We start from the raw sequence: 26,818 nt of genomic DNA, 5'->3' as shown, positions 1-26,818 counted from the left end.
GAAAATAGACTGAAAAAAATAAATTAAATTTTTTTTAAAAAAATTAAACAGAAAGATTGGTCTTTGTCTTAATGGATTAAAGATGAATTTCGTTGAGGTTTTATTGTGTTCATGATGTTTATTTTTAATAAAAATGAGAATGCATCTTAGAAAATAAATCCAGATTTTCCTTATCTATAATCCCGTTCAGGCCAATGCTATAATCACTGAGTCTTCCAGGGAGCAATATATGAATCATTTCAGTTTGCGTAGGTTGCAGTCAGTGCTTAAAAGATGTCGGGTTGCCATTTTGGCTGCCGCTACCCTGATGGTGGTGGCCTGTGATGATGGCAGTAATAAGGAGGTTGCCAGCCCGGCAGATGCTCCTGAGGTGACAACAACCACCAGCGCACCATTGGTGAAAAAAACCGATGCGGCCACACTGGCTGAATTGGAAAAACACCATGCAGGTCAGCCTTTGACTTTACTGGATGCCTCTGAGCTACAGCTTGATGGTGCCAGTGCTATGGTACTGACGTTCTCGCAGCCATTGGCCCCTAATCAGGACTTTGCCTCGCAAGTGCATCTGGTTGATACCGTGAGCGGTAAAATTGACGGTGCTTGGGAGCTATCTGACAACATGATGGAGCTACGTTTACGCCACCTTAAACCTGAGCGTAAATTGCTGCTGACGGTCGATAGCACCCTAAAGGGTATTGGTGGTGCTCAATTAGGTGAACAACAACAGCAAAAAATCACCACCCGTGATATCAAACCGAGCGTCGGTTTTGCCAGCAAAGGCTCTCTGTTGCCGGGTAAATTGGCTCAGGGGTTACCTGTGATGGCGCTCAATGTGAATAGCGTCGATGTTAACTTTTTCCGCATTAAACAAGGCAGCCTGGCCAATTTCCTTGCGAACTGGCAGTACCGCAGTGCGCTGTCTAACTGGGAATCAGACGATTTACTGAAAATGGCAGATTTGGTCTATACCGGTCGGTTTGATCTTAATCCCGCCGCTAACACCCGCGAAAAACTGCTGCTTCCTTTAGCCGATATCAAACCGTTGCAAGAGTCCGGTGTTTATCTGGCAGTGATGCAACAAGCAGGGCACTACAGCTATACCAATGCTGCCACCTTATTTACTCTGAGTGATATTGGTGTTTCGCTGCACAGTTACCATAACCGGATGGATGTATTCACTCAGGCATTAGTGGGTGGGGCGGCCTTGAAGGGCGTGTCATTGCAATTGCTGGATGAGAAAGGCCAAGTGTTGGTTCAGACCGAGACTGACGGGCAGGGCCATGCACAGTTGGAAAAAAACACCAAAGCGAAATTATTATTGGCCTCGCAAGACGGGCAGACCAGTCTGATTGACCTCAATTCCCCCGCGTTGGATCTGGCGGAGTTTGATATCGCTGGGCCAGAGGGCTTTCAGAAGCAGTTTTTTGTCTTTGGCCCGCGTGATTTGTATCGCCCCGGCGAGACTTTAATCGTCAATGGGTTACTGCGTGATGCAGACGGAAAAATACTCGCTACTCAACCCGTTAAAGTGGATATTCTCAAACCGGATAATCAGGTAGTGCGTAGCTTGGTCTGGCAGCCACAAGACGGTTTGTATCAATACCAATATGCCATTCCTGAAAACGGCCCCACTGGTGAGTGGTCACTACGTCTGGACCTTGGCGACAACCAACCGCGTTTATATAAATTTAAAGTAGAAGATTTCCTGCCGGAACGTATGGCTTTGGAGATTGCTACGAGTAAAGAGCCGATTGGTACTGACAGTGAAGCAAGTTTTGCTGTGACGGGTCGCTACTTATATGGTGCTCCAGCCTCAGGCAACCGCTTGCAAGGTCAGCTTTTCCTGCGACCACTGCGTGAAGCGGTCGCCACACTCCCCGGTTTTGAATTTGGTTCGGTAACGGAAGAAAATCTCTCACGTACCTTAGATGAGTTTGAGACCACGCTGGACAGCGACGGGGAAACGGATATCGCTGTAGATAATAGCTGGCAAGGGGCGCAATCTCCGCTGAAATTAATTTTACAGGCCAGTTTGTTGGAGTCAGGTGGACGACCGGTGACTCGCCGTGCTGAACAGGCCTTGTGGCCAGCTGAGGCGCTTGCCGGTATCCGCCCACTGTTCAACAAGCAACAAGTTTATGATTATCGCAGCGACAGCTATAAATCTCAGGCTATGGTCGACCAAGATACTCAAGCCGATTTTGAAATTGTTTATGCCAATGCTGATGGTGAAAAACTGGCAGCCAATGGCCTAAAAGTGAAGCTGGTTCGTGAGCGTCGCGATTATTACTGGCAGTGGTCAGAAAGTGATGGTTGGCAGTCGCTGTTTGATAAAAAGGATCTGACGCTGGCAGAGCAGTCAGTGGATATTCCTGATAATGGTAGTGCTAAAGTCAGTTTCCCGGTGGAGTGGGGCGCTTACCGTATTGAGGTGAGCAACCCAGATAATCAACTGGTCAGTAGTTCCCGTTTCTGGGCTGGGTATAGCTGGCAGGATAATACGGCGGGCAGCGGCGCTGTTCGGCCTGATCAGGTTAAGCTGACACTGGATAAACCGGCTTATCGGCCGGGAGAGAAAGTGAAACTGCATATTGAAGCGCCGGCGGCGGGTAACGGCTATTTGCTGGTGGAGTCCAGTGATGGCCCATTGTGGTGGCAGGAAGTGACTATCCCGGTAGGCGGTACTGAGGTTGACGTGCCTATTAACGCGGATTGGAATCGCCATGACCTCTATCTCAGTGCCACGGTCATTCGCCCCGGTGATAAGTCGCAGCAGGCCACCCCAAAACGGGCGATTGGCTTACTTCATCTGCCACTGGTTGATGAAACGCGCAAACTGGCGTTGCAATTGGACGCGCCTGCTCGTATTCGCCCTAATCAGACGCTAACGGTAAAAGTGAAAGCCAGCCGTACCGGTGCGCCATTGCCTGAAAAAGTGCAGGTATTGCTGTCCGCAGTTGACAGTGGGATCTTGAATATCACCGATTACGCCACGCCAGATCCTTACGACGCCTTCTTTGGCCGTAAACGCTACAGCGCGGATCAATATGATGTTTATGGGCAGCTCATTGAAGGGCAGGGGCGCTTGGCAAGCTTGCGTTTTGGTGGTGATGGTGATGACGAAGATGCGCTGTCTCGTGGCGGTAAAAAACCCATTACTGAAGTGATGATCGTTGCACAACAAGCGCAACCGGTGACTTTAAATGCACAGGGTGAAGGCACCGTTGAACTGGCTATCCCTGACTTTAATGGTGAATTACGCTTAATGGCACAAGCCTGGAGTGATGAAGACTTCGGCAAAGCTGAGGCAAAAGTCGTGGTAGCCGCTCCGCTTATTGCGCAATTGGCCACTCCGCGCTTCTTGGCGGGGGGGGATAGCACTCAGTTGGCGCTAGATTTGAGTAATTTATCCGGCCAATCACAGACGCTGTCACTCAACTGGGCTGCCAGTGATTTACTGGCATTAACCGGCGCACAGAGCCAGTCTGTTTCGCTGGCCAATGGTGAGCGTAAGACGGTGCTGATTCCGGTTCGGGCGCTGAACGGTTTTGGTCAGGGTGATATTGGGTTGACTATCACGGGGATGGTTTTACCGGATGAAAAACTGCCGGATTACCAGCACCATTGGAAAATAGGGGTACGGCCTGCTTATCCCGCGCAAACGCGTCACTTCGCCAACGTACTGCGCAGTGGTGATAGCTGGAGTCTACCAGTCGAGGCGATTGAGGGGTTGGCACCTGAGACACTGCAAGGGCGGTTGCTTATTACTAGCCGTCCGCCACTCAATCTTGCCCGCTATATCACTGAATTATATGCCTATCCTTATGGTTGTCTGGAGCAGACAGTGAGCGGGTTATATCCTTCGTTGTACAGCAATTATGCACAGCTAACAGCATTGGGTATCAAGGCAGACACGGATGAAAAACGGCGTAAAAGTATCGATGTCGGTATTGAACATCTGCTCAGTATGCAACGCTACAACGGGGGTTTTGGCCTGTGGAGTAACGATAGCCCAGAAGAGTTTTGGCTGACAGCTTATGCCACCGATTTCCTCTATCGTGCCAGCCAGCAGGGATACAGTGTGCCGGTGGCGGCACTCACGGCTGCAAACAATCGCCTGCAACGTTATTTGCAGGATCCTAATCAGGTTGAGATTCGCTATAGCGAGCAAAGCCGGCATACTCGCTTTGCAGTGCAAGCCTACGCAGGATTGGTGTTGGCACAACAGCAACAAGCTTCTCTCGGCGCATTACGTCAATTGTATACTCGCAGCAATGATGCGCGCTCTGGTTTGCCGTTAGTGCAATTAGGGGTGGCATTGAAATTGATGGGAGATATGCCGCGAGCCAAAGAATCCATTACTCAGGGGCTAAATACCGTTCGTAGTGATAAAGATTATTGGCTGGAAGATTACGGCAGCTCACTGCGTGACGACGCGCTAATTTTGGCCTTGCTGACGGACAATAATCTGTTGCCGCAAGCTCGCGATACACGGTTGTTGGATTTGTCCAATGCGCTCGTGAGCCGTAACTATCTGTCCACGCAAGAGAGTAACGCCATATTCCTGGCTGGACGTACGCTGATGAATGGTGCGGAAACACCGTGGCAGGTGGCAATAGCTCAGCAGGTGGAGCCAATCGCAGCCAGCCAGACATTAACTCAGAATACCGCCTTGAACCAAAACTGGTCAGCGCAACAGCTGGCGGGTGGGATGCAACTACAAAATCGAGGCGATGTGACTTTGTATAGCCGAGTGGATGTGGTGGGGTATTCTCAGCAAACACCGACACCTTTTAGCAATAACTTACATATCAGCCGCAGTTATATCGGGCTTGATGGTAAACCGCTGCAGTTATCCAACCTTAAAAGCGGGGAGCTGGTTCTGGTGCACTTAGATGTCTGGGCTGATAAACGGGTGCCAGATGCACTGGTGGTTGATTTGCTGCCAGCAGGTTTGGAACTGGAAAACCAGAATTTGGGTGACAGTAGCGCCAGTCTGGGGGAAAGCGCCAGCAGCGTGACGGAGTTATTGCAAGATATGCAGCAGTCAGATATCAAGCATCAGGAATTCCGCGATGATCGCTACGTTGCTGCGGTGAATGTTGACCCTTATCGTCATACCACTTTGCTCTATCTGGCACGTGCAGTAACGCCGGGTGTTTATCAAGTCCCAGCGCCACAGGTTGAATCTATGTATGTCCCGGATTGGCGGGCGCTGGGGAATACCGTGTCGCAGCTTGAAATTTCCAAGTAAATACATACTCCCCTTTATGGTTGGCGATAAGCTACTGTAAGGGGGAGGTGACTATCGTTGATGCCAAAAACATTTTTTGTTCGTCATCGCCGCAAAATTTGGGTCTTGGCGCTAATGACTATGCTTTCCCCAGCTGTTTTGTGGCTGGCGGATAAACGTTGGCCGCTGCCATTGACCGAGGCTCAGGTTGCACGCGTTGTCGTGGCGGAGGATGGCACGCCATTATGGCGTTTTGCCGATGCTGATGGTGTGTGGCGCTATCCTGTCACCCTGCAAGATGTTTCCCCTTATTACCTGCAAGCACTTCTGACCTTTGAAGACCGCTGGTTTTACCGGCATCCTGGTGTGAATCCGTTAGCACTTGTTCGCGCTGCTTGGCAGGATCTGCGTGCAGGAAAAATTCTGTCTGGCGGTAGTACATTATCGATGCAAGTTGCCCGCCTGATCGACCCGCATCCTCGCACGTTAACTGGTAAGTTACGTCAGGTTTGGCGTACCGCTCAGTTGGAATGGCATTTCTCCAAAGACCAAATTCTTGAAATTTATCTAAACCGCGCCCCTTTTGGCGGCACGCTACAAGGGATTGCAGCCGCCAGTTGGACCTATCTGGGCAAACCCCCCTCACAATTAACACCGGCAGAAGCGGCATTATTGGCGGCGTTGCCACAAGCCCCAAGCCGGCTGCGGCCCGATCGCTATCCACTGCGAGCTAAAGCCGCGCGCGATAAAGTCTTAAGTCGGTTGGCCGATTATCAGGTGTGGTCAACTGAGCAGGTGGCTGATATTAAACAAGAAGATATCTGGCTGGCTCCACGGCAGGTACCGCAATTAGCCCCGTTACTGGCCCGACGTTTAACCAGTGGCAATCAGCGAGAAGTGATTCAGACGACACTGGATGCCGGGTTGCAGCGGCAATTAGAAGATATGGCGGCAGGGTGGCGTCATCAGCTACCCGAAAAAACGTCGCTAGGGTTGTTGGTGGTGGACCATACCACCATGAATGTGAGTGCTTACCTCGGCTCCGTTGATTTTCAGGACAACAGCCGCTTCGGGCATGTTGATATGGTCAGCGCTTGGCGTTCACCAGGATCAACACTGAAGCCATTTTTATACGCTATGGCATTGGATGACGGCTTGATTCATGCAGAATCACTATTACAAGATGTCCCGCGCCGTTTTGGTGATTATCGTCCCGGCAATTTTGATACCGGATTTCATGGTCCTGTCAGTGCCAGTGAGGCATTAGTGCGCTCATTGAATCTCCCCGCAGTGCAATTGCTGGAAGCTTATGGCCCGAAGCGCTTCACAGCTAATTTGCGCAATGGTGGCCTGAACTTACGCTTTCCCGCACACAGTGAGCCGAGTTTGGCGGTGATCCTTGGCGGGACAGGTTCACGGTTGGATCAGCTGGTTGCGGCTTATAGTGCTTTTGCACGCGGTGGCATGGCTGCCACATTACGTTTTGAGCCGCAACAACAGGTACAGGAACGCCGGTTATTCTCACCAGGAGCGGCATGGATTACTCGGCGCATTATGGCGGGGGAGGCGCGACCGTTGCCGGATGATATTTTGCCTGCAACAGTGCCGTTGGCATGGAAAACCGGTACCAGCTATGGCTATCGTGATGCATGGGCGATAGGTATTAATGCTCGTTATACCATTGGAGTTTGGGTCGGGCGGCCTGATGGCACACCGGTTGCAGGTCAATTTGGCTACGCCACCGCGATACCCATTCTCAATCAGGTCAATAACGTATTGATGACGCGCTTACAGCAAAATGGCCGTCGCTTACCTGTCGATCCTCGGCCCGAGTCCGTCAGCCGAGATGAGATTTGTTGGCCGGGGGGGCAGCCCTTGGCCGCCGGAGACAGTAACTGCCGACAACGGCGGCAAAGCTGGGTGCTTGATGGCACGCTCCCGCCAACACTCACGGCTCTAGGGCAGGAAAATATGCAGGGTAGTCAGCTTAGTATTTGGCTAAATTCACAGGGGCAGCGAGTTGCCGCTGATTGCCAAGGCGCTACGGCGGTATTATTAACCCTGTGGCCACTGCCACTTGAGCCGTGGCTACCTCTAACTGAACGCCGCCGCCAGCGACTACCTGCGGCTAGTCTTGAATGCCCACCACAAGGTGATATCAATGTGGCCCCGCTACTGATTTTGGGTATACGTGATGGTGCAGTAGTGAAACGGTTGCCGGGTCAGCATCGCCTTGACCTTCGATTGGAAGTACAAGGTGGCCGTGGGCAACATTGGTGGTTCCTTAATGGAGAGCAAGTTGCTACCACTGAAAATAACCAATCATGGGTTCAAACATTATCTCTACCCGGTAGCTATCAGCTCAATGTATTAGATGAAAGTGGGCAAGTCAGTAATTTGGTATTTCGGTTGGACTAACAGCGGATTTACATAAACTAATTACAAGTAACCTTTCATTCATTATATTTCTTCTTAATATAATATTTTCATAATAAAAAATATATTAATAATTAACCTGTATTTACGGTAAGGTGTATTTTATACATTTCTACATTATTAATTTTATTGAGAAATAACATAAAATATGGAGGGGGCATGATAAAGCATGAATATTTATTCTTGTTGATGTTGTTTTTTTCTATATTAAGCTCTGACGTATATGCCAATGAACCCAAAGTCTGTTTTTACCTTGATGAAGACTATCAAGGAGAGTCACTTTGTACCACAGAAGGTAATGCTATAGATGTTCTTCCCACGAAATGGAATGATAACATTTCATCTATTAAAATACCCAAGGGTATGGTTGTTTCAGTATTCAAAGATGATAATTTCTCAGGTCAAACAATTACTTTTAAAGATAATGTTGATTCATTATCCTTAGTGCGATGGGTAAACTTAGATGACGAAATTAGTTCTTTTAAAGTCAGAAGTGCAGCGTGTTTTTATGAACTAGACAAGTTTGCTGGTAATTCATTTTGTTTATCTGGTAATGAAACTATCGATCTGTATACCAATGATCAGGAGCGTCATGTTGTAAATCCATTTAATGACCGCGTTCATTCGATAAAATTACCACAGGATACTCAAGTCACTATCTATAAAGACGATGGTTACCGCGGGCAGTATTTTGTTTTAATGAAGGATGTTTTATTTGATGATTTAGACGAAATAAACATGAGTGCTGGTATCACCAGTATCAAGGTTTCTCAGCAGGAGTACTTTGTTTGCGATCAATACTGTGTTGTCAAGGGAGTAGTCTCTATTCCACTTGGGCGGGCTTTTGGAACCTATTGGTTAGATGATAGAATTAAATATAAAGATGCCTTGATTAGTTTTAGTTTTAGTGGCGAAGATGATTATTCTATTGAAATTTTTGAGGAAAGAATCATTAAAGTTGCCGGAAGATTAATATTATTTCTTCATAAATACCATCCAGAAAATAGTTTTGTTTTTGAATTAGATGAAAAAACAGATACATTATCATTCTTGTTACGATTTAACGGGGATTATTATGAAGTACAGTTCGTTGAATCCATAGGGACTAAAGTGGTATCTATTTCACCTCTGGTTGGGTCTTTATTTAGTCTTGGTTCTGTGGATTTTATTTTTAGAGTCAATAATATTAATAAAATAAAACCACTTATCATTAATAAAATTGTTCTTAATATAATGAAGAACTTCACTAGAACGGAGCGGAGTATTGCTGGAATAACGTCTTGCTGGCTAGTGCCTATTATAAGCATTTATAACTACATTGTTCAGGGGCGATGTAATCAGGTAGATAAATTTATCCAGAATGTACATGATTTCTTTGCGGGCAATGAGAATAAAATATTACAAATTGCTGGTACAGCAAAACCCTATCCCAAAATAAATGCTAACGATCCCAATGATTTTGAAGGGCCATCTGCAGAATTCTCTTCTAAAGTTGAAGCCACATTAACGCATATTAATACAGATATGATGGGGGCTGCTTTAATCGTGCCAGCAACAGCATTGTCCTGTAATATCTCTATGAAAGAGGAGTTACTGCCTAATTTACGCTATCGTCGTGATTTAAGCCCCGCCTGTGTTGAATGGACGCTAAATATTCTGAGTGATTTCACCTTGTTATTTGGTAGTAGTCTTGCCTCTTGGAATGCTGCAAATTTTGGTCGTGTTATTGAGCGTATTATGAAAGAGGGAGATATAGGCCATGCATTGCCAAATAACGAAGTGGAAAGACGCTTAATTGAAAATGTTCAGACGCATTTGGCTGCACATGATAGTGATTTGATTGGCATAAAAACGGCCTTTAATTTTTCGCAACTGAGTTATGCTGATTATTTACAGCACCATGATCCAGAAGTTGAAGTACATCCGCCAGTGACTGCTCAGGGCCTGCCCTTAGGACGTTATGAGTTGGCACTGCAAAATTTCCAATTTATTGAAACGGTACCGCGGATACGCCGTGCAGGGGAGTGGGTAGATGATCCTCTGTTGCATTTTGAAACAGAAGTCATTAGCGGGTTAGTCAATGATACGTTGGCAGCCAGACAAAATGTGATGCCAGTGATTAATGAATGGCGACAAATATACTATCAGACGAAAGTACGGCCATTAACAGCATCAGTGGCGTCTACATCGGGGCGACATAGTGATAATCAAGACGTTATCGCTGATGTTATCGCGATTGATGATGCTGCAATTGAGAATGCACACTCGGCTGGTGGTGATACTGTTCAACCTTGGTTGGCGACCAATGATACCGCGATTGAAGCTGCTCGTCTGGTGAGTGATGTTGCTCAAAGTTGGCTAAGAAGCTGTCACGATAACTATATATTTGTTGTTGTCCGTTTGGCGGGAAGAATAATCAGTATCACCATGGCCATGGATATCAGTGAATCAAATTCGGGCATTGCCGGCTCATTAACTCATCCTGATTACGTGCTACACCCAAATGCTGAGGGGACGATAAGAGGGGCGGGAACAGCAGCAATCAGGGCTTTGGCTGATTATCTGAGTAAAAAAGGCAAACGCTCTTTGGTATCAGATGTCATTAGCAAGCCATCAGCGATAGTGAAAAAGAAAGTGGGTTTCAGGTTTATTGGCGAGCTTTGAGCTGATATCTCTTTAATTTGTTGTTTTTTTCGGTGCAGCCATCTGATTTTTATGTGAAATGTGATTTGTGCATAAAAATAAGCAATTAAGATAAATGTTTTTTAATAAAATGTTGTAATTCCCGTATGCAAGCGCCAAACACACACATATAATCGGCGGCCACTGTACAGGTCGGCATGATTTTGTAATAAAGGAACCGTCCGCCAGCCAAACGTAAGTCCTCATTTATGATACTTATCGGGGTGGGTTCCAAGTCCGGTCAATATTAGAAATCCAATAGAGGTTATCATGGCTTTAGAACGTACTTTCTCCATTATCAAACCAAACGCCGTTGCCAATAATAAAATTGGTGCTATTTATGCGCGTTTTGAAAGTGCTGGCTTCAAAATTATTGCTGCCAAAATGCTGCACCTGAGCAAAGAACAAGCTGAAGGTTTTTACGCTGAACATAAAGGCCGCCCATTCTTCGATGGCCTGGTTGAGTTTATGACTTCTGGCCCCATTATGGTTCAAGTTCTGGAAGGTGAAAATGCGGTTCAACGCCATCGCGATATCATGGGGGCTACTAACCCAGATAATGCTCTGGCAGGGACTTTACGTGCTGATTTTGCTGATAGCTTCACCGCTAATGCGGTACACGGTTCTGATGCTGTCGAATCCGCTCAGCGTGAAATTGCTTATTTCTTCGCCGCAGATGAAATTTTTCCACGCAGCTAATTAATTGATTCTAGATGGGAATGGCTGCGATTTAATCAACTGAAACAATAAAGTTGACTGGGCGCCTTTCCAATCATGGAATACATGCTTTAAAATTCGTACAATGCCGCGCCCCGGTGGAGACATCTCTCCCGGGGCGTTCTATTATTTATTCATCGCCGTTTCGAAAGCCGTACCCGGTTTAAAGCGCAGCGCCGTAAAGTGTAACAACGAGGCCACGACAACTCATGTCCGAACAATTATTAACTGCATCAATGCCGATTGATGCTGCCCCTCAGTCTGACAATGCGGTTAACACCGCCGCCCCCGTCACCAGCAAAATCAATCTGCTGGACTTAAATCGTCAGCAAATGCGCGAATTTTTTGCCGAGATGGGCGAAAAGCCTTTCCGTGCAGATCAGGTCATGAAGTGGATGTATCACTATTGCTTTGATGATTTCGAGCAAATGACCGATATCAATAAAGGGTTACGTGCCAAGTTACAGCGTGTTGCTGAAATCCGTGCACCCGAAGTCGCAGAAGAACAGCGCTCAACCGATGGCACCATTAAATGGGCCATTAAAGTTGGCGATCAGCAAGTCGAAACGGTGTATATCCCTGAAGGCGACCGTGCCACATTGTGTGTATCTTCTCAGGTAGGTTGTGCATTGGAATGTAAATTCTGTTCCACGGCCCAGCAAGGTTTCAACCGCAACCTGCGTGTTTCTGAAATTATCGGTCAAGTATGGCGCGCCGCGAAGATTATCGGTTCATTAAAATCAACCGGTACGCGCCCCATTACCAATGTGGTGATGATGGGCATGGGTGAGCCGTTGCTGAACCTGAATAACGTGGTCCCTGCGATGGATATCATGATGGACGACTTTGGTTTTGGTTTATCCAAACGCCGCGTGACATTGTCCACCTCAGGTGTGGTCCCGGCTCTGGATAAATTGGGCGATATGATTGATGTTGCTCTGGCCATTTCACTGCATGCACCTACGGATGATATCCGTGATGAAATTGTGCCAATTAACCGGAAATACAATATTGAAACCTTCCTCGCGGCGGTTCGTCGCTATTTAGCGAAATCTAATGCCAATGGTGGGCGGGTTACGGTTGAATACGTTATGCTGGATCACATCAATGACAGCACCGAGCAAGCTCATCAACTGGCTGAATGCCTGAAAGACACTCCATGCAAGATTAACTTGATTCCATGGAACCCGTTCCCAGGAGCACCGTATGGCCGTAGCTCAAATAGCCGAGTAGATCGTTTCTCTAAAGTATTGATGGAATATGGGTTTACGACCATCGTTCGTAAAACTCGCGGTGATGATATTGATGCGGCATGTGGACAATTGGCCGGTGAAGTTATTGACCGAACTAAACGGACGTTGAAAAAGAAAATGGCGGGTGAACCTATCGCTATTAAAACAGTCTGATTTTTGATGCCAGCTATCTGTGTATAACTATTTGTTATTAAACTTATAATTTGTTAGATAATCGATGCTAAAAAGGTTATTCAAAAGTCAGTAATGGGAATAACATGAGTACCTGATATCGGTACTTATCTTCACACATAAGGACAATTGAGAAAGCATGAAGCTGACAAAACTGTGGAGAGTTTGCCTAATCACAACGGTATTGGCTGGTTGTTCCGGTTCACCTCCGGAAAACGTGAGTCAACCTGCCGCAGGGCAAACACGGTTACAACTGGGTTTAGAATATCTGGCGCAAGGTGATTTGAATGCTGCGCGGCAGAATCTTGAGAAGGCTGTAGCGGCGGATCCACAGGATTATCGCGCTCAATTGGGCATGGCTTTTTATGAGCAACGCATTGGTGAAAATGATGCGGCAGAGCAGCGTTATCAACAAGCGATGAAACTGGCACCGGGAAATGGCACTGTACTGAATAATTACGGTGCGTTTCTGTGTAGTTTAGGGCAGTATGTACCGGCTCAACAACAGTTTAGCGCAGCGGTGCTGTCGCCTGATTACGGTCAGGTTGCAGATAGTCTGGAAAACGCGGGATATTGCTTTTTGCGGGCGAATCAAAATGATCAGGCTCGAGTTCTCTTGAGTCGGGCATTGAAGTATGATCCGGACAAAGGTGAGCCACTGCTTGCAGAAGCTCAACGGCATTTTGGAGAAGGGAATCGCGCTCAGGCGCAACTATTACTGGATGTTTATCAACATGTACTTCCAGCCAGTGCTGAAAGTTTATGGCTACAAATTCGTTTCGCCGCGCTAGCAGGCCGTCAAGATAGTGTACAACGCTATGGCAAGCAGCTTGCGCGAAGTTTTCCACAATCCAAACAGTACCAGCATTTTCTAGCTAATGAATACTGAAGCCTCCCAAGATCAAACTGTTCCAGAGACGACAGGTGTGCGCCTGCGTCAAGCCCGTGAAGCACTCGGGTTAACTCAGCAGATGGTTGCAGAACGTCTGTGTCTGAAAGTATCCACAATCCGTGATATTGAGGAGGATAAAGCACAAGCTAATCTCGCCTCAACATTCCACCGTGGTTACATTCGTTCTTACGCTAAACTGGTTCATCTTCCTGAAGATGAACTGTTGCCCATGCTGGCAAAGCAGGCTCCAATCAGAGCGGCTAAGGTCGCCCCAATGCAAAGTTTCTCATTGGGTAAAAAGCATAAAAAACGTGATGGCTGGTTGATGAGTTTCACCTGGCTTATTGTGTTGGTTGTGCTCGGTCTGACAGGGGCATGGTGGTGGCAAAATCATCAGGCGCAGCAAGCGGAGATAGCCACTATGGCTGATCAATCTTCTGCCCAACTGTCGCAAAATGGTGGCCAATCTGTGCCGCTAGCTGATGATAATAGTGACTCGGCGGCATCCTCGACGGATGTCCCGGTTGTGAATAACCCGCCTTCTACTCCAACAGCAAACGGTACTGCACCTGTGACGAACAGTGCGGCACCTGTGGATGCGGCGAATAACCCAACCGACACAACTGCCTCTCAAGGAACAACTCCAGCGGAGTCTGTGGTTGTTTCTCCAAGCCAGGCACCTTTGCCTGAGGTATCCACCGCGCAACCACCTTTACCAACGGCAGATGCTGGGGTGAACGGTGCTGCATCATCTGTGGGTTCATTAGTCATGAACTTTACAGCGGATTGTTGGTTACAGGTTGTTGATGCGAGCGGAAAGACATTATTTAGCGGTATTCAAAAAGGGGGCGCGACCCTCAATCTATCCGGTAAATCACCCTATAAGCTGACTATTGGTGCACCAAGTGCATTAACGATCACTTATCAAGGGAATCCCGTAGATCTGAGTAAGTTTATTAAGGCTAATCGCGTAGCCCGCCTGACTGTCGGTGTAGAGTAATATTGTGTTTTTGATAAACAACATTGTGGTGCTGACAAACTGCTATTGCAGCTTTGATAGACTGCGGGTTGCGAAAACTACACGACTGTAAAGGAGAGTGTGGAATGCATAACGAATCCCCAATTATCCGACGTAAATCTACCCGGATTTACGTCGGTAAAGTGCCTATTGGCGATGGTGCGCCGATTGCTGTGCAATCGATGACCAATACCAAAACCACTGATGTTGATGCGACTGTTGCCCAGATTAAGGCATTGGAACGTGTTGGCGTGGATATTGTGCGAGTCTCAGTACCGACCATGGATGCGGCTGAGGCATTTAAGTTGATCAAACAGCAGTCGAATGTTCCGCTGGTTGCCGATATTCACTTTGACTACCGTATTGCTCTGAAAGTAGCGGAATACGGTGTCGATTGTTTGCGAATTAACCCCGGCAATATTGGTAACGAATCTCGTATTCGTGAGGTCGTTGCCAGTGCTCGTGATCACAACATCCCCATCCGTATTGGTATCAATGGCGGGTCGCTGGAAAAAGATATTCAGGAAAAGTATGGCGAACCTACGCCGGAAGCCCTGCTTGAATCCGCGATGCGTCATGTCGACATCCTCGACCGCCTCAATTTTGATCAGTTTAAAGTCAGCGTAAAAGCTTCCGATGTTTTTCTGGCGGTAAATTCCTACCGTTTGTTAGCCAAGCAAATTAATAACCCATTGCATTTAGGGATAACTGAAGCGGGCGGCGCACGCAGTGGCTCAGTTAAATCTGCTATTGGTTTGGGGCTGTTATTATCCGAAGGGATTGGCGACACTTTGCGCATTTCGCTGGCGGCGGATCCGGTTGAAGAAGTTAAAGTCGGTTTTGATATTCTTAAATCGCTACGGATTCGTTCCCGTGGCATTAATTTTATCGCCTGCCCAACCTGTTCTCGCCAAGAATTTGATGTGATTGGCACCGTAAATGCGCTGGAACAGCGGTTAGAAGATCTGATTACTCCGATGGATGTCTCGATCATTGGCTGTGTAGTTAACGGGCCGGGTGAAGCACTGGTTTCAACCATTGGTGTGACTGGCGCACGTAATCAGAGTGGCTTCTACGAAGACGGTGTCCGTCAAAAAGAACGCTTTGATAACAAAGCGATGATTGATCAGTTGGAAGCTAAAATTCGTGCTAAAGCATCCATGCTTGATGCAAATAATCGGATTACTATCAATCAATTAGATGACAAGTAAGCATTGCTGATGCAGTGTTATCGGTAGGAATGAAAAAAGCGGGCGTGGCCCGCTTTATATTGCGCCAGTAAGAGGTTACAAATTGTCGCCATTGAATATGTAGACGGCAAGCCTCTATAATCGGCTTTATTTTTTGCACTATGCCCGACGTCATTGATATTGTTGCTTACAGTGCTGCAATATCCGGTCAATCGGGTATAAAACTACAGAGAACAGACGTGGCAAAGAACATTCAAGCCATTCGTGGTATGAACGATTACCTGCCAGCCGAAACGGCAGTATGGCAGCGTATAGAAAGCATTTTAAAGCAAGTGCTGGCAGGCTACGGTTACAGCGAAATCCGCATGCCGATTGTAGAGCAGACCCCGTTATTCAAGCGCGCCATCGGTGAAGTTACCGACGTGGTTGAGAAAGAGATGTATACCTTTGACGATCGCAATGGCGAAAGTCTAACACTGCGCCCAGAGGGGACCGCAGGGTGCGTACGCGCCGGTATTGAACATGGTCTGCTGTACAATCAGGAACAACGTCTGTGGTACGTTGGCCCGATGTTCCGCTATGAGCGTCCACAGAAAGGCCGCTATCGCCAGTTTCATCAGTTGGGTGCGGAAGTTTTCGGGCTGCAAGGGCCTGATATTGATGCCGAGTTGATTCTATTGAGTGCCCGTTGGTGGCGTGCTTTAGGGATCTCTGAGCATGTGCAACTTGAACTGAACTCTATTGGATCATTGGACGCGCGGGCAGATTACCGTGAGGCGTTGGTGACCTTTCTTGAGCAACATGTTGACGTGCTGGATGAAGATTGTAAGCGCCGCATGTACAGCAACCCATTGCGCGTGCTGGACTCCAAAAATCCTGATGTTCAGTTGCTGCTTAATGATGCGCCTAAGTTATCTGATTATCTGGATGAAGAGTCCAAACAGCATTTTGCAGGCTTGTGTGAACTTTTGGACAAGGCCGGTATCCCATATACCGTCAACGAACGTTTAGTTCGTGGACTAGATTATTACAATCGCACAGTATTTGAGTGGGTTACTAGCAGCTTAGGCGCACAAGGCACTGTCTGTGCTGGTGGGCGCTATGATGGTCTGGTTGAGCAACTGGGCGGTCGGGCAACACCAGCAGTAGGCTTCGCTATGGGGCTTGAACGACTGGTTCTGCTGGTGCAAGCGGTCAATCCTGACTTCCAAGTGCCTGCAACGGTTGATGTATATGTCATCTCGTCTGGTCAAAATACTCAAAGTGCGGCAATGTTACTGGCTGAACATTTGCGTGATGCCATGCCAACGCTGAAGTTGATGACTAATTACGGCGGCGGTAATGTCAAAAAGCAATTTACCCGCGCTGATAAGTGGGGCGCACGCGTCGCTTTAATGCTTGGCGAAAGTGAAGTGGCTGCACAGAAAGTGGTCGTAAAAGATTTGCGGAATGGTGAACAAGAAACGCTGGCGCAAGCTGATGTTGCTGCGCGTCTGGCTTTGATGTTGGGTTAAGGAGAGAGACACCGTGGAAGTCTATACCACTGAAAATGACCAGGTTGATGCAGTGCGCCGTTTCTTTAGTGAGAATGGTAAAGCGCTGGCCGTGGGTGTGGTGCTCGGGATTGGTGCATTAGTGGGTTGGCGTTATTGGCAAAGTCATCAAAATACTGCCATGACGGAAGCCTCCTCTGCCTATCAGCAAGCCAGCGATGCTTTGTCAGCCAATAGCGCTGATGGTGTTGCTCTCGCTGAAAAATTTGTTCAGGGCAATAAAAATAACTACGGCGTGCTTGCCGGGTTAGAGCTGGCACATCATTTTGTTGAACAAAATGAGTTCGATAAAGCCGCACAGCAACTGACTCAAGCATTAGGTCAGACACAAGATGAAAACTTACTGTCATTGATCAATCTCCGTCTTGCTCGTTTGCAACTGCAATTGAAAAAGCCAGACGAAGCATTGAAAACGCTGGATGCAGTGAAAGGTGATGGTTGGACAGCAATGGCTCAAGATGTTCGTGGCGATGCATTATTAAGCAAAGGTGACACCGCAGGTGCACGGGCAGCTTACAGTAAAGGCGTCGAATCAAATGCTTCTCAGGCGCTGCAAGCCTTGTTGCGCATGAAATTGAATAATTTGTCCAGCTAAGGGGTATTCCCATGCAATTGCGTAAAACACTCTTAGTAGGACTGGTATCTGTTGCCCTATTGAGCGGTTGTTCACTGTTCAACAGTGAAGAAGATGTGGTTACCATGTCGCCACTGCCAAAAGTTGAAAACCAATTCACACCAACCAAAGTGTGGAGCACTTCTGTTGGTGGTGGAGTGGGTGACTATTACTCTCATCTGCGCCCAGCTTGGCAGGGAACATCTGTCTTTGCCGCTGACCGTAAAGGTCTGGTAAAGGCCATGGAAGCCGATACGGGTAAGCAAATTTGGCAAACCGATCTGTCTGAGAAAACTAACTTCCTCTCCAGTAACCGCTCGGCAATGTTATCCGGTGGCGTAACAGCCTCAGGTGCGCATGTCTATGTAGGTAGTGAGAAAGCGGTTGTTTATGCATTGAACTCAGACGATGGTCAAGTGGCATGGCAAACCGTGGTTGCAGGCGAAGCATTATCACGCCCAGTGGTCAGCGATGGTGTGGTGCTGGTCCATACCTCAAATGGCATGCTGCAAGCGCTGAATGAATCTGACGGCGCCATCAAGTGGACGTTAAATCTGGATACTCCAGCATTATCCTTACGTGGTGAATCCGCACCTGCGGTTGCATTCGGTGCTGCGATTGTCGGTGGCGATAATGGCCGTGTCAGTGCTGTGATGATGGAGCAAGGTCAGTTAATCTGGCAGCAACGTATTTCTCAGGTGACCGGGACAACTGAAATTGACCGCCTAAATGACGTCGATACGACGCCTGTTGTGGTTGATGGTGTTGTTTATGCATTGGCATACAACGGTAACCTGACGGCATTGGATCTGCGCTCTGGTCAGATTCTGTGGAAACGCGAGATGGGGTCAGTTAATGACATCATCGTCGACGGTGGCCGCATTTATTTGGTCGATCAGAATGACCGCATTGTCGCCTTGAAAACTGATGGCGGTATAACCCTTTGGAGTCAAAGCGATTTATTACATCGCAACTTGACTGCGCCAGTGATGTATAATGGTTATTTGGTTGTCGGTGACGCCGAAGGTTATCTGCACTGGGTGAATACCGATGATGGCCGTTTTGTTGCTCAACAGAGCGTTGATAGCTCCGGCTTCCTGAGTGCACCAGTCGTTGCAAGCGATAAATTACTGGTTCAGGCGAGAGGCGGCACGGTATACGCGTTCACCCGTTAATCCTGACTTAGGGCCTCGTTAGGGCCAATAATACGTCAAAACGTAAAGTCACGGATGAAGGAATTTAAGCGGCTCCTGAGATTCAGGGGCCGTTTGTCTTCTAAAAACTGCGCTGTTGAAGTGTTGGTACAGCGCTGTAATGATTTGAAAATTAAGTAATGAGGCTTCAACAATGATACCTGTCATCGCGCTGGTCGGGCGCCCGAATGTGGGTAAATCCACACTATTTAACCGCTTAACGCATACCCGAGATGCGTTAGTCGCGGATTTTCCCGGGCTAACGCGTGACCGTAAATATGGTCGTGCCGAGGTCGAGGGTCATGAGTTTATCGTTATTGATACCGGTGGTATTGATGGCACAGAGGACGGTGTCGAAACCAAAATGGCGGGTCAATCGTTATTAGCGATTGAAGAAGCCGATATTGTTCTGTTTATGGTGGACGCACGTGCTGGATTGATGCCTGCGGATCAGGGTATTGCCCAACATCTGCGTAGTCGTGAGAAAGCGACTTTTCTGGTGGCCAACAAAACTGATGGGATTGACCCAGATACTGCCACAGCCGATTTTTATTCATTAGGTTTGGGTGAAGTTCATGCAATTGCGGCCTCCCATGGTCGTGGTGTGACTCAACTGATTGAAGATGTTATGGCGCCTTATATGGACGCCGAAGAGCCAGAAGCTGAGTTAACTGAAGAAGAAGCCAATGCCGCCTATTGGGCTGCACAGGAAGAGACAGAAGACACCATTCCTGAAGATGAAGAGGATGACTTTGATCCGCTGAGTCTGCCAATTAAGCTGGCAATCGTCGGGCGTCCTAACGTAGGTAAGTCCACACTAACTAACCGTATCCTCGGTGAAGATCGTGTGGTGGTTTATGATATGCCGGGCACCACGCGTGACAGCATTTATATTCCGATGACTCGCGATGAACGTGAATATATTCTGATTGATACAGCGGGTGTGCGTAAGCGCGGCAAGATTACTGAGGCGGTTGAAAAATTCTCGGTCATTAAAACCTTGCAGGCAATTGAAGATTCCAACGTGGTGCTGTTGGTAATTGATGCCCGTGATGGTATTTCAGACCAAGATTTGTCTCTGTTAGGCTTTATTCTCAATAGTGGGCGCTCACTTGTTATTGCGGTCAATAAATGGGATGGCATGACAGAAGAAGCCCGCACACAGGTTAAAGATATGCTTGACCTGCGCCTTGGCTTTGTTGATTTTGCCCGCATTCACTTCATTTCTGCCTTGCACGGTAGTGGTGTCGGCAACCTGTTTGAATCTATACAGGAAGCCTATGACTGTTCTACCCGGCGTGTGGGGACTTCCTTACTGACCCGCATTATGCAAATGGCAGAAGAAGATCATCAGCCTCCATTGGTGCGTGGCCGTCGTGTGAAATTGAAATATGCGCATGCCGGTGGTTATAACCCACCTATCGTGGTTATCCATGGCAATCAGGTGACTGATTTATCAGATTCTTATAAACGTTATCTGATGAATTACTTCCGCCGTTCACTGAAAGTGATGGGGACGCCAATCCGTATTCAGTTTAAAGAGGGTGAGAACCCGTTTGCAGGTAAGCGCAATACCTTGACGCCAAACCAGATGCGTAAGCGTAAACGTTTGATGTCGCATCTGAAAAAAGCGAAGTAATAACAGCAAAGCGCGGGTATTCCGCGCTTTTTGCATTTTTGGCTAATCTACATTCTGAACCACTTAGCGGTAAACAAAAGGAGTTGAACGTCAGCCATGTCTTGGGAAACCTGGAGTTTTGCGTTTAGTGTCACCGTCCCCAGCTTATTGATGATGTTGCTCGGTGTGCTATTACGGCGCTTTGGTCTGATGGATGACCGTTTCTGCGATGGTGCAACCAAGTTAGTTTTCAATTTGGCGCTTCCCTGTCTGCTGTTCTTCAGCGTTGCCACCAATCACGTCAATCTGATGGATAACTTGCCTTTGGCTATCTATGGCGCGGTTGGCACCTTAGTGACCTTTTTATTGCTTGAGGTTGCAGCTAAGTGGTTAGTCAAAGACCCGAGAGAACGCGGCGTGTTTGTGCAGGGCGGTTTTAGGGCCAATACAGCGATTATGGGGTTAGCGTTCGCTATGACCGCCTATGGTGATGAAGGCGTGGCGCTGGGGTCAATGTATCTGACAGTGACTGTACTATTATTCAATATGTTGTCAGTTATAACGCTGACCCGCAGCTTGCAAACTGGGCAGGGTGGGAAAATCAGTAAATTGGCACTGTTGCGCAGTATTGTCACTAACCCACTGATTATTGGTTTACTGTGTGGTGTGGTTTATGCTCGAACCTATTTACCTATTCCTCAAGTGATTGCACAAACTGGCAGTTATATCTCAGCCTTGGCACTTCCACTGGCATTGCTCTGTACCGGAGCAAGCCTTGATTGGCATGCCATGTTCCGCTCCTCCAATGTAGCGGCGTTATCCTCAACAGCAAAACTATTTGTGGTGCCTATCTTAATGACGCTGGGTGGTTTACTGATGGGGTTCCGTGGTGCAACCTTAGGGATTATTTTCCTCTTTTCTGCGACGCCAACCGCCGCAGGTAGCTATGTCATGACTCGGGCGATGGGAGGGAATGCGGTATTGGCTGCGAACATTATCGCTCTCACTACTGTGGGGTCATTTTTCACTACAGCACTGGGGATTTATTTCTTACGTTCATTGGGCGTGATGTAAATTTTGACAAACACCTAGGAGAGAAATTATGGAAGCGTTATGTCCAGTTTGCCAACAGGTTATGGTGCAAGTGAGTGATCACTTTCATTGTTCTAACTGTCATGGCAACTATCAGCAGCAGGCGGATTGCCCTGATTGTGGCAAACCGCTGCAAGTGTTGAAAGCTTGTGGTGCGGTTGATTATTTTTGTCAGCAGGGTCATGGGCTGATTTCGAAAAGCCGCGTCCACTTTAGCTATCTGCCGACGGTGTGATAGCCGGCAGGGCTTTTATTGAATGACAACGCCGGGCGGTTTGGCGTTATTTTGCTGCTTTACGCTGACGTGTTTTTTTTGCCACATTGATGTGAGTGATTTCACTTTCCACCCAACCATCTTGCAATCGGGTCGTTAACTTATCGCCAGCCTGCACTTGCTTGGTGGTTTTGAGTAATGTGCCCTCAGGGGTTTGCGTGACACTGTAGCCACGGGCCAGTGTCGCCAATGGGCTGACCGTCTCCAATTGCGAACAGGCGATGCCAAAGCGTTGGCGATAGCCATTGAGTTGGCGTTCTAATGCCTGACGTAAACGATATTCCTGCTGCTGTACACGTTGGTTATAACGGTGAATTTGGTTTTGCGGCTGAACCTGAACCAAACGTTGCCCAAGGCGTTCAGTGCGTCGACTTAACTGGCGAATCTGCGCTTGTGCACTCTCTTCCAACCGGCGTTGCAACTTCAACAAAAGCGTCTGTTGGCGAGCAAGGCGCAGGTGCGGGTGCTGCTGTTGGAGCCGGTGCTCAAGGCGAGTGAATTGTTGGCTGCGTTGCGCCAGATAGTAATCCATCGCCATTTCCATTCGCTGTTGCTGCCCCTGTATTTGCCTAACTAACTCGATTTGGTTGCGGCTGACTAGTTCTGCGGCAGCTGAAGGCGTTGGGGCGCGTAGGTCAGCGACAAAATCAGCAATAGTGACATCGGTTTCATGGCCGACGGCACTGACAATAGGAATGCGGCTGTTAAAGATGGCACGAGCCACTCGTTCGTCGTTAAAACTCCATAAGTCTTCCAGCGAACCGCCACCACGCCCGACGATTAACACATCGCATTCACCACGCAAGTTAGCTAATTGAATCGCACGGACAATTTGCACAGGAGCATCGACGCCTTGCACGGGGGTCGGGTAAATAATGACTGGCAGTGAAGGATCACGGCGTTGTAAAACCTGTAAAACATCGCGCAGTGCGGCACCGCTGGATGAAGTAATAACCCCGACTTGTTTAGCCGGATTAGGCAGTGATTGCTTGTGGCTCTGGTCAAAAAGCCCCTCAGCGGCGAGTTGCTGTTTAAGTTGCTCAAACTGTTGTTGCAGTAATCCGTCACCGGCGGGTTGCATGCTTTCTGCAATTAATTGGTAATCGCCGCGCGGTTCATACAGCGTAATTGAGGCCCTGACCAACACTTGCTGGCCATTTTGCGGACGAAAAGTTGTCCGGCGATTACTGTTGCGGAACATCGCGCAACGCACCTGCGCCCGGTCATCTTTCAAGGTGAAATACCAGTGACCAGACGAAGGCTGCGAGAAGTTGGAAATCTCGGCAGTGAGCCAAATCAGGCCCATTTCCATTTCCAGCAGTTGTCGCACCGTCTGATTCAGGCGGCTGACAGTAAAAATTGATGGCGCAGAAGATTGTGACATGTGACCTGGATCAAGTTTTTAAACAAGCACTTAATTGATCGATATTACCTGCCTCAAACTGCTTGGCAAGAAAAATAATGAGAAAGTGCTGGAGGCAACCGATTACGCTCTGTATAATGCCACGGCAATATTTTATCTTTTTACATTCACCTTGGTGAGATATTGCCCATGCTACGTATCGCGAAAGAAGCTCTAACATTTGACGACGTTCTCCTGGTTCCAGCCCACTCCACAGTCTTGCCTAATACGGCAGAACTTGGTACTCAACTGACTGCAACTATCCGCCTGAATATCCCTATGCTGTCCGCAGCAATGGATACCGTAACCGAGTCTCGTCTGGCCATTGCGCTGGCACAAGAGGGCGGTTTAGGGTTCATCCACAAAAATATGTCCATTGAGCGCCAGGCTGAAGAAGTCAGTCGGGTGAAAAAACATGAAAGTGGCGTTGTTACCGAGCCACAAACAGTGACACCAACCACCACTCTCCGCCAAGTTAAAGAACTGACCGCCCGTAATGGTTTTGCCGGTTATCCGGTCGTGACCGAAGATTACGAACTGGTTGGGATCATTACTGGCCGTGATGTTCGCTTTGTTACTGATCTGGACCAACCCGTGACGGCGGTTATGACACCGAAAGAGCGTTTGGTTACGGTTAAAGAAGGCGAAGCTCGCGAAGTTGTTCTGCAAAAAATGCATGAAAAACGTGTCGAAAAAGCGTTGGTTGTGGACGATAGCTTCCATCTGCGCGGCATGATCACTGTAAAAGACTTCCAAAAAGCAGAGCGCAAACCTAATGCTTGTAAAGACGAGCATGGCCGTCTGCGTGTCGGTGCTGCGGTTGGTGCCGGTGCGGGTAATGAAGAGCGTATCGATGCTCTGGTTGCTGCTGGCGTCGATGTTTTGTTGATTGACTCATCTCATGGTCACTCTGAAGGCGTTCTGCAACGTATCCGCGAAACTCGTGCTAAATATCCTAACCTGCAAATTGTTGGCGGTAATGTCGCGACTGGGGCAGGGGCTAAAGCCTTGGCTGATGCGGGTGTTAGCGCAGTTAAAGTGGGTATCGGCCCTGGTTCAATCTGTACGACTCGTATCGTGACCGGTGTTGGTGTTCCACAGATAACGGCTATTGCTGATGCGGTTGAAGCATTGGAAGGTACTGGGATCCCGGTGATTGCCGATGGCGGTATTCGTTTCTCTGGCGATATTGCTAAAGCCATTGCAGCAGGCGCGTCCTGTGTGATGGTCGGCTCCATGCTGGCAGGTACTGAAGAATCTCCGGGTGAAATCGAACTCTATCAGGGGCGTTCATTCAAATCTTATCGCGGTATGGGTTCTTTGGGTGCTATGTCCAAAGGATCTTCAGACCGCTATTTCCAGACCGATAATGCGGCCGACAAATTGGTGCCAGAGGGTATCGAAGGGCGCGTGGCATATAAAGGTTTGTTGAAAGAGATTGTGCATCAGCAAATGGGAGGCCTGCGTTCATGTATGGGTTTGACCGGCTGTGGCACCATCAATGAATTACGCACCAAAGCTGAGTTTGTTCGCATCAGTGGTGCAGGTATTCAAGAAAGCCATGTGCATGATGTGACGATTACTAAAGAGTCACCAAACTATCGCATGGGCTAATTTCAGGGGCGTAAACCGGCGAATATGGACATCGCCCGCTGCTCGTATTGCTCATTGGCTGGGTGTCAATTGCGCATACTGTGCTGCGGGCGCTAACCAAGTTCTTGGTTATGCCACGGGAATGCTTTCAATTATTTTATTAAAAACTTGTGGAACATGCCGCACATGACAAAAAATATTCATAAACATCGCATCCTTATTCTTGATTTCGGTTCGCAATACACCCAGTTAATCGCGCGCCGTGTTCGTGAAATCGGTGTCTATTGTGAGCTATGGGCGTGGGACGTGACCGAAGCCCAGATCCGTGAGTTTAATCCAAGCGGTATCATTCTTTCTGGTGGCCCTGAAAGCACCACGGAGCATGATAGCCCGCGCGCGCCAGATTATGTTTTCACTGCGGGTGTGCCGGTATTAGGTGTGTGCTACGGCATGCAGACCATGGCAACCCAGTTAGGCGGCAAAGTTGAAGGCTCTAATCAGCGCGAGTTCGGTTATGCACAGGTTGAAATTAAAACTGAATGTGCACTGATTCGTGATATCAAAGATGCTATCAATCCAGCCGGCGAAGCGGTGCTGGATGTTTGGATGAGCCATGGTGACAAAGTCACGGCAATCCCATCTGATTTTGTGACGGTTGCCAGCACGGATACCTGCCCGTTTGCCATTATGGCCAACGAAGAAAAACATTTTTACGGTGTACAGTTCCATCCTGAAGTGACCCATACCAAGCAAGGCCAACGCTTGTTAGAACGTTTTGTTCTGGATATCTGCGCCTGTGAAGCATTGTGGACCCCGGCTACTATCATTGAAGATGCTGTTGTTCGCCTGCGTGAGCAAATCGGTGAAGACCATGTCATCCTAGGGCTATCAGGTGGTGTTGACTCATCCGTCACTGCAATGCTGCTGCATCGTGCTATTGGTAAACGCCTGACTTGCGTGTTTGTTGATAACGGCTTACTTCGCCTGAACGAAGCGGAACAAGTCTTGGAGATGTTTGGCGATAAATTCGGTCTGAACATTGTCCATGTTGCAGCAGAAGACCGTTTCCTCGCGGCACTGGCGGGTGTTGATGAGCCAGAAGCAAAACGTAAAATCATCGGTCGCGTATTTGTTGAATTGTTCGATGAAGAAGCCTGTAAACAAGAGCAAGTGAAGTGGCTGGCACAGGGTACTATCTATCCAGACGTGATTGAGTCTGCTGCATCTGCTACCGGTAAAGCTCATGTGATTAAATCTCACCACAATGTGGGTGGTTTACCAAAAGAGATGAAACTTGGGTTGGTAGAGCCGCTGAAAGAGTTGTTTAAAGACGAAGTCCGTAAAATTGGTCTGGAATTGGGCCTGCCATACGACATGCTGTACCGTCATCCATTCCCGGGGCCGGGCCTTGGTGTACGTGTGTTGGGCGAAGTGAAGAAAGAGTATTGCGATTTGCTGCGCCGCGCGGATGCCATCTTTATTGAAGAGCTACATAAAGCGGACTTGTACAATAAAGTTAGCCAAGCCTTTACGGTCTTCCTGCCGGTTCGTTCAGTTGGTGTGATGGGCGATGGTCGTAAATACGATTGGGTTGTGTCACTGCGCGCCGTTGAAACTATCGATTTCATGACCGCACATTGGGCGCATCTGCCATACGACTTCCTTGGTCGCGTTTCAAATCGCATCATTAATGAAGTGAATGGTATTTCCCGTGTAGTTTACGATATCAGTGGTAAGCCACCAGCAACGATCGAGTGGGAATAAATATCGTTTTTTCTCGATAGCATAGTTTTATGTAATTGAATGAAAGCCTCTGATATTTCAGAGGCTTTTTGTTTTATGTTTTTGTCAGTATAAAAACTATTTTTTGTTTTTATATTTTATTGTC

General features: G+C 47.9%; 17 protein-coding genes. 16 read left to right on the top strand and 1 reads right to left on the bottom strand.

The window, feature by feature from the left end:
- Window positions 1-229: 229 nt before the first annotated feature.
- The 14 genes from HUZ92_RS12715 to HUZ92_RS12650 all read left to right on the top strand — a co-directional run bounded on the left by HUZ92_RS12715 (window position 230) and on the right by HUZ92_RS12650 (window position 21,896).
- Window positions 230-5,254, top strand: a complete 5,025-nt coding sequence (locus HUZ92_RS12715) for an alpha-2-macroglobulin family protein (RefSeq protein WP_050100767.1) — start codon at window positions 230-232, stop codon at window positions 5,252-5,254.
- 60 nt (window positions 5,255-5,314) lie between these two features.
- Window positions 5,315-7,651, top strand: coding sequence for a peptidoglycan glycosyltransferase PbpC (gene pbpC / locus HUZ92_RS12710; protein WP_050100765.1), 2,337 nt, complete (start codon window positions 5,315-5,317; stop codon window positions 7,649-7,651).
- Between the two features lie 177 nt (window positions 7,652-7,828).
- On the top strand, window positions 7,829-10,333 hold the full coding sequence (locus HUZ92_RS12705) for a peptidase inhibitor family I36 protein (protein WP_072086752.1): 2,505 nt from the start codon (window positions 7,829-7,831) through the stop codon (window positions 10,331-10,333).
- 288 nt (window positions 10,334-10,621) lie between these two features.
- Entirely contained in the window at window positions 10,622-11,050 is a 429-nt protein-coding gene (gene ndk, locus HUZ92_RS12700) for a nucleoside-diphosphate kinase (protein ID WP_050101367.1), read from the top strand.
- Window positions 11,051-11,304: 254 nt separating this feature from the next.
- Window positions 11,305-12,474, top strand: coding sequence for a bifunctional tRNA (adenosine(37)-C2)-methyltransferase TrmG/ribosomal RNA large subunit methyltransferase RlmN (locus HUZ92_RS12695; protein ID WP_230678355.1), 1,170 nt, complete (start codon window positions 11,305-11,307; stop codon window positions 12,472-12,474).
- Between the two features lie 157 nt (window positions 12,475-12,631).
- Window positions 12,632-13,381 (top strand): type IV pilus biogenesis/stability protein PilW, encoded by a 750-nt coding sequence (gene pilW / locus HUZ92_RS12690; RefSeq protein WP_050101369.1) that lies wholly within the window; start codon window positions 12,632-12,634, stop codon window positions 13,379-13,381.
- Window positions 13,371-14,384 (top strand): cytoskeleton protein RodZ, encoded by a 1,014-nt coding sequence (rodZ, locus tag HUZ92_RS12685; protein WP_050101370.1) that lies wholly within the window; start codon window positions 13,371-13,373, stop codon window positions 14,382-14,384. Before pilW ends, rodZ begins: the two co-directional genes overlap by 11 nt.
- Before the next feature lie 104 nt (window positions 14,385-14,488).
- Entirely contained in the window at window positions 14,489-15,613 is a 1,125-nt protein-coding gene (gene ispG, locus HUZ92_RS12680; RefSeq protein ID WP_145525458.1) for a flavodoxin-dependent (E)-4-hydroxy-3-methylbut-2-enyl-diphosphate synthase, read from the top strand.
- A 218-nt stretch (window positions 15,614-15,831) separates the two neighbouring features.
- Window positions 15,832-17,106: a histidine--tRNA ligase gene (gene hisS / locus HUZ92_RS12675; RefSeq protein WP_050101372.1), complete on the top strand. Its 1,275-nt coding sequence runs from the start codon at window positions 15,832-15,834 to the stop codon at window positions 17,104-17,106.
- Between the two features lie 13 nt (window positions 17,107-17,119).
- Complete coding sequence (locus HUZ92_RS12670; protein ID WP_050101373.1) at window positions 17,120-17,740, top strand: YfgM family protein; 621 nt, start codon at window positions 17,120-17,122, stop codon at window positions 17,738-17,740.
- Between the two features lie 11 nt (window positions 17,741-17,751).
- Window positions 17,752-18,933 carry an outer membrane protein assembly factor BamB gene (gene bamB / locus HUZ92_RS12665; protein ID WP_128451383.1) on the top strand — a complete coding sequence of 394 codons (1,182 nt, stop codon included), beginning with the start codon at window positions 17,752-17,754 and terminating at the stop codon, window positions 18,931-18,933.
- Between the two features lie 172 nt (window positions 18,934-19,105).
- Window positions 19,106-20,590, top strand: a complete 1,485-nt coding sequence (der, locus tag HUZ92_RS12660) for a ribosome biogenesis GTPase Der (RefSeq protein ID WP_050101375.1) — start codon at window positions 19,106-19,108, stop codon at window positions 20,588-20,590.
- Between the two features lie 96 nt (window positions 20,591-20,686).
- Window positions 20,687-21,643 carry an AEC family transporter gene (locus tag HUZ92_RS12655; RefSeq protein ID WP_050101376.1) on the top strand — a complete coding sequence of 319 codons (957 nt, stop codon included), beginning with the start codon at window positions 20,687-20,689 and terminating at the stop codon, window positions 21,641-21,643.
- 28 nt (window positions 21,644-21,671) lie between these two features.
- Complete coding sequence (locus tag HUZ92_RS12650) at window positions 21,672-21,896, top strand: zinc ribbon domain-containing protein (protein WP_050101377.1); 225 nt, start codon at window positions 21,672-21,674, stop codon at window positions 21,894-21,896.
- A gap of 46 nt (window positions 21,897-21,942) precedes the next feature.
- On the opposite strand, the gene xseA is transcribed toward HUZ92_RS12650, so the two are convergent.
- A complete protein-coding gene (xseA, locus tag HUZ92_RS12645; protein ID WP_145579819.1) occupies window positions 21,943-23,319 on the bottom strand; it encodes an exodeoxyribonuclease VII large subunit in 1,377 nt (458 codons plus the stop codon).
- Window positions 23,320-23,487: 168 nt separating this feature from the next.
- Between xseA and guaB the strand changes: the two genes are divergently transcribed.
- Complete coding sequence (gene guaB / locus HUZ92_RS12640) at window positions 23,488-24,951, top strand: IMP dehydrogenase (RefSeq protein ID WP_050101379.1); 1,464 nt, start codon at window positions 23,488-23,490, stop codon at window positions 24,949-24,951.
- A 165-nt stretch (window positions 24,952-25,116) separates the two neighbouring features.
- Window positions 25,117-26,694, top strand: a complete 1,578-nt coding sequence (gene guaA / locus HUZ92_RS12635) for a glutamine-hydrolyzing GMP synthase (protein ID WP_050101380.1) — start codon at window positions 25,117-25,119, stop codon at window positions 26,692-26,694.
- Window positions 26,695-26,818: the final 124 nt, after the last annotated feature.

Origin of the sequence: Yersinia vastinensis (genome assembly GCF_902726565.1) — a bacterium.
Classification (GTDB): Bacteria; Pseudomonadota; Gammaproteobacteria; order Enterobacterales; family Enterobacteriaceae; genus Yersinia; species Yersinia vastinensis.
The sequence above is the reverse complement of the archived record's forward strand: the minus strand, read 5'-3'. Positions and strand labels throughout refer to the sequence as shown.

Coding starts and splice junctions, on each gene's coding strand:
- HUZ92_RS12715 (WP_050100767.1), top strand. CDS start 230: ATGAATCATTTCAGTTTGCGTAGGTTGCAGTCAGTGCTTAAAAGATGT.
- pbpC (WP_050100765.1), top strand. CDS start 5,315: ATGCCAAAAACATTTTTTGTTCGTCATCGCCGCAAAATTTGGGTCTTG.
- HUZ92_RS12705 (WP_072086752.1), top strand. CDS start 7,829: ATGATAAAGCATGAATATTTATTCTTGTTGATGTTGTTTTTTTCTATA.
- ndk (WP_050101367.1), top strand. CDS start 10,622: ATGGCTTTAGAACGTACTTTCTCCATTATCAAACCAAACGCCGTTGCC.
- HUZ92_RS12695 (WP_230678355.1), top strand. CDS start 11,305: ATGCCGATTGATGCTGCCCCTCAGTCTGACAATGCGGTTAACACCGCC.
- pilW (WP_050101369.1), top strand. CDS start 12,632: ATGAAGCTGACAAAACTGTGGAGAGTTTGCCTAATCACAACGGTATTG.
- rodZ (WP_050101370.1), top strand. CDS start 13,371: ATGAATACTGAAGCCTCCCAAGATCAAACTGTTCCAGAGACGACAGGT.
- ispG (WP_145525458.1), top strand. CDS start 14,489: ATGCATAACGAATCCCCAATTATCCGACGTAAATCTACCCGGATTTAC.
- bamB (WP_128451383.1), top strand. CDS start 17,752: ATGCAATTGCGTAAAACACTCTTAGTAGGACTGGTATCTGTTGCCCTA.
- der (WP_050101375.1), top strand. CDS start 19,106: ATGATACCTGTCATCGCGCTGGTCGGGCGCCCGAATGTGGGTAAATCC.
- HUZ92_RS12655 (WP_050101376.1), top strand. CDS start 20,687: ATGTCTTGGGAAACCTGGAGTTTTGCGTTTAGTGTCACCGTCCCCAGC.
- HUZ92_RS12650 (WP_050101377.1), top strand. CDS start 21,672: ATGGAAGCGTTATGTCCAGTTTGCCAACAGGTTATGGTGCAAGTGAGT.
- xseA (WP_145579819.1), bottom strand. CDS start 23,319: ATGTCACAATCTTCTGCGCCATCAATTTTTACTGTCAGCCGCCTGAAT.
- guaB (WP_050101379.1), top strand. CDS start 23,488: ATGCTACGTATCGCGAAAGAAGCTCTAACATTTGACGACGTTCTCCTG.
- guaA (WP_050101380.1), top strand. CDS start 25,117: ATGACAAAAAATATTCATAAACATCGCATCCTTATTCTTGATTTCGGT.